At 70.8% G+C, this 1,745-nt stretch carries 2 protein-coding genes; both read left to right on the top strand.

The window, feature by feature from the left end; translation table 11 throughout:
* Positions 1–203 precede the first annotated feature (203 nt).
* Entirely contained in the window at positions 204–1,418 is a 1,215-nt protein-coding gene (locus tag DBR36_RS16970) for an MFS transporter (RefSeq protein ID WP_258222966.1), read from the top strand.
* 129 nt (positions 1,419–1,547) lie between these two features.
* Positions 1,548–1,745, top strand: a 198-nt coding sequence (locus DBR36_RS18725) for a hypothetical protein (protein WP_258222967.1), incomplete at its 3' end; no start/stop codon positions are given.

The following is a 1,745-nucleotide window of genomic DNA, read 5'->3' as shown; positions in this document are numbered from 1 at the left end:
CTGCAGGGGGGACCCTGTGGGAGAGTAGGACACCGCCGGACTTCTTTTCAGTCGAAATGGCCACCCAAAGCTGGGTGGCCATTTCGCATTCACGCGCATGTTATGCGTGCACGGGCGACAGCGCCGGTGCGGCCCCTCCGCGATTTCAGCGAGGGCGGGTCCGCGCCGGCGTTTTTTCGTACCCCCGGCGATAGGCTCGACCGGTGAGCGAGTTCTCGGGGCACCTTCCGGGGAGTCGCGAGTACCGCCGATTGCTCGTCGGGCTGTTCTTCGGTGGGGTGGCGACCTTCGCCCAGCTCTACGCCACCCAGGCCGTGCTGCCGACGATCGCCACCGACCTGCGGGTCGATCCGGCCGACGCGGCGTTGACAGTGTCGGCATCCACCCTCGGGTTGGCAGCCGCCGTGATCCCATGGTCGGTCGTCGCCGACCGGGTGGGGCGCGTCCCGGCCATGACGATCGGACTGATCGCAGCGACCGTCCTGGGCGCGATCACCCCGTTAGCGCACGAACTCGGTTCGCTGCTCGTGCTCCGGCTGCTCGAGGGCGTCGCCCTCGGCGCCGTGCCCGCCGTCGCGCTCGCCTACCTCAGCGAAGAGGTCGATGCCCGCCATGTCGCCGCGGCTGCCGGCTCCTACATCGCCGGAACCACGGTGGGCGGTCTCACCGGGCGAGTCGTGTCGGGGTGGATCGGCGAACCCGTCGGGTGGCGGTGGGGGGTGGCATCCGTCGTCCTCCTCTGCGTGATCGCGGCTGTGGTGTTCCTCACGCTGGTGCCGGCGGCGCGGGGGTTCGTCCCGCAGCGTGCGCGCGCGATCCGAGGGCCGTCGCTCCGGCGTCGGGTGGGGGCGAACCTGCGATCGGGCGCGCAGCTGGCGCTCTACGCGCAGGGGTTCCTGTTGATGGGCGCATTCGTCGCGGTCTACAACTATTTGGGCTTCCACCTCACGGCGCCGCCCTTCCTGTTGGCGCCGGCGATCGTCACGCTGCTGTTCCTGGCGTACCTCGCCGGCACGGTGTCGTCTCCGCAGGCGGGGGCGCTGGCGGTGCGATACGGGCGGCTGCGCGTGCTGCTCACGAGTACGACGGTGATGGCGATCGGGGCCGCGGCGATGCTGATCCCCGTGCTCCCGGCGATCCTGGTGGGGCTGGTGCTGTTCACCGCGGGGTTCTTCGGCGCCCACGCGGTGGCCTCCGGGTGGACCCCGGTCGCCGCGGCGCCCGGCGCGCGCGCTCAAGCCTCTTCGCTGTACTACCTGGGGTATTACGCCGGATCGAGCGCATTCGGGTGGGGGCTGGGCGTGGTGTTCGGAGCTCTCGGTTGGGGTTGGTTCCTCGCCGCGGTGCTGGGGTTGTGCGCCCTGGCGCTCATCCTCGCGGCGGCGGCGCTGCGGACGGCGCCCTCGGTGCCGGCCTGATCCGGCGACACGAGAGCGCCCCGGGTCAATGCCCGCGTCGCATGTCGGCGGTGTCGACTAGCGTCGAGGGTGACGTGAGGGAGGTCGCGAGTGGACGACGCTGAGGAGCGCACCATGGCGGAGGACGAGATGCTCGGAACGGGGGCGGAATCGACCACCGATGGTGGCGAGCCGCTCGAGACGGTCTCCGAGATCAGTTATGACGAGCAGCGCTATCCCGCGAGGCCGCGGCGGCTGCGTCCGCGCGATCAGTTCCGGGGCGGCACGCTGCGGCGCTTCCTGACCGACCCGCGTAACGCGAACGGCGGCAACCCTTCGTACGTCGAG

The sequence above is a fragment of the Microbacterium sp. HMWF026 genome, assembly GCF_003061325.1.
In the GTDB taxonomy this organism is placed as follows: Bacteria; Actinomycetota; Actinomycetes; order Actinomycetales; family Microbacteriaceae; genus Microbacterium; species Microbacterium testaceum_E.
This window is presented reverse-complemented; position numbering and strand designations above follow the sequence as displayed.